This is a genomic window from Eggerthella sp. (genome assembly GCF_048329335.1).
GTDB lineage: Bacteria > Actinomycetota > Coriobacteriia > Coriobacteriales > Eggerthellaceae > Eggerthella > Eggerthella lenta.
Genome location: NZ_DBFEGU010000367.1, coordinates 1 through 1,714, shown reverse-complemented (window position 1 = coordinate 1,714; position 1,714 = coordinate 1). Strand labels below are relative to the sequence as shown.

Annotated in this window: 2 protein-coding genes and 1 pseudogene; all 3 read left to right on the top strand. The window is 68.0% G+C overall.

The genetic code is table 11. The annotated features are described in order from the left end of the window. Nucleotides 1-316, top strand: a pseudogene (locus tag ACMO6A_RS11395) (XRE family transcriptional regulator); the annotation flags it as partial. A 191-nt stretch (nt 317-507) separates the two neighbouring features. Further along, on the top strand, nt 508-1,104 hold the full coding sequence (locus ACMO6A_RS11390; RefSeq protein WP_009608707.1) for a phosphatase PAP2 family protein: 597 nt from the start codon (nt 508-510) through the stop codon (nt 1,102-1,104). A gap of 158 nt (nt 1,105-1,262) precedes the next feature. Further along, nucleotides 1,263-1,634, top strand: a complete 372-nt coding sequence (locus ACMO6A_RS11385; protein ID WP_418471290.1) for a hypothetical protein — start codon at nt 1,263-1,265, stop codon at nt 1,632-1,634. Nucleotides 1,635-1,714: the final 80 nt, after the last annotated feature.

Genomic DNA, 1,714 nt, shown 5'->3' with positions numbered 1-1,714 from the left:
GCTATACGGCGTGGACGACGGCTCGTTCGTGCGCATGGCGAACCTGGCCGACTACGGCGCGTCCGTGGATTTCGGCGCGTCGTTCGCCGTCATGGCGGCGGCCGTCGTCTCGCTCATGTTCGTGGGTGCGGTGGAGATCTTGCTGGCAGCTGCGGGCTCGCGCCGCGCGGCCCGCATCGTCGCCCTCGTTGGGTTCGCGGTGCAGGCGCTGGCCGTCGTCCTGTTCGCCTCCACCATGCAGCCCTACGCCACAACGCTCATGTTCGCGCTGCTCCTGGCGAAGGTCGTCGTCGGCTACCGTATTCTGCGCTCGTAACCCCTGGTCGGCTGCGGAGGTCACGCACCGTGTCGCCCGTGCGACGCATCGTGGCTTGCCGCCGGGAGGCGCGCGTCGTTTCATTGAGGTTCGGACCCGCAAGGGATCCGCAGCATCCGTGAGGCGAAAGGACGGTTCGATGGAAACAACCCTGATGGCCGCGTGGCTGAACGACGCGTTCGCCGCGTTCGATGCGACGATCTTGGGGGGCGCTGCATGCGCTCGCAGAATGCGGGGGCTTCGCGCTCACGCCCCTGTTCGAGGCGGTGAGCTTCGTAGGCGAGAAGGGCGCATGCTTCTTCGCGCTGGCCTTCGTGCTTATGGTGTTCAAACGCACGCGACGTGCCGGGACGGTCATGTTCGTCGCCATCTGCCTGGGCGCGCTCGCCACGAACATCGTGCTCAAGGACTTCGTCACGCGGCCGCGGCCGTTCGAGTCGTCCGCGCTCTTCCTCGACTGGTGGCGCTTCGCCGGCGCCGCGTTCGAGGACGGGTTCTCGTTCCCCTCCGGACACATGACCGCGGCCTCGGCGGCGATGGCGGCGCTCATGCTGGCGTATCGGAATTGGAAGACAGTGCTGGGCGGCTCGATCGTCATGCTGGTCATGGGCGCTGCCCGCTGCTATCTCGTCGCGCACTATCCCACCGACGTGCTGACCGGCCTTCTCGTGGGCGCGCTCGCGGCCGTCGCGGCGCAGCTGCTCGTGTCGTTCGCGTTCCGCCGGTACGGGGAGCGCCGATTCGCGCGGCCTCGCCACGCCTGTGCTCCCGTGCGACGCAGGCGGTAGGTCCCGCCGTTCGCTCCCTCCGTCGTCCCGGCGTGCACATTCCCTGCATTTTGGCTTGTCAGCCGCATGAAGCGCGCGCAGATGATACAATCGTCGGCCGAGAGACGAAAACGCGCGCCGCGCTCGCACGGGCGGCGGCGAAAAGTGAAAGGACGAATGTGGCACTCGTCAACGAGCGGGCCCGCATCCTCGCCAACGAGGAAGTCGGCCCGAACCTCTACCTCATGGAACTCGCGGCCTCGCATATCGCGGCGAGCATCGAGCCGGGGCAGTTCGTGCACATGAAGGTGCCGAGCATGGAGGCGCACATCCTGCGCCGCCCGTTCTCGGTGTACGCGCGCGATGCGGCGGCCGGCACGCTCGAGGTGCTCTACCAATCGGTGGGCTTCGGCACCGACCATATGACGCGCATCGAGCCCGAGCGAGCCGAGCACCTCTCCGGCGCCGAGCTCATCGGGCCGGTGGGCCGCGGGTGGCAGCCTCCCGCGAACGCGCGTCGCGCCCTCCTCGTGGGCGGCGGCGAAAAGTGAAAGGACGAATGTGGCACTCGTCAACGAGCGGGCCCGCATCCTCGCCAACGAGGAAGTCGGCCCGAACCTCTACCTCATGG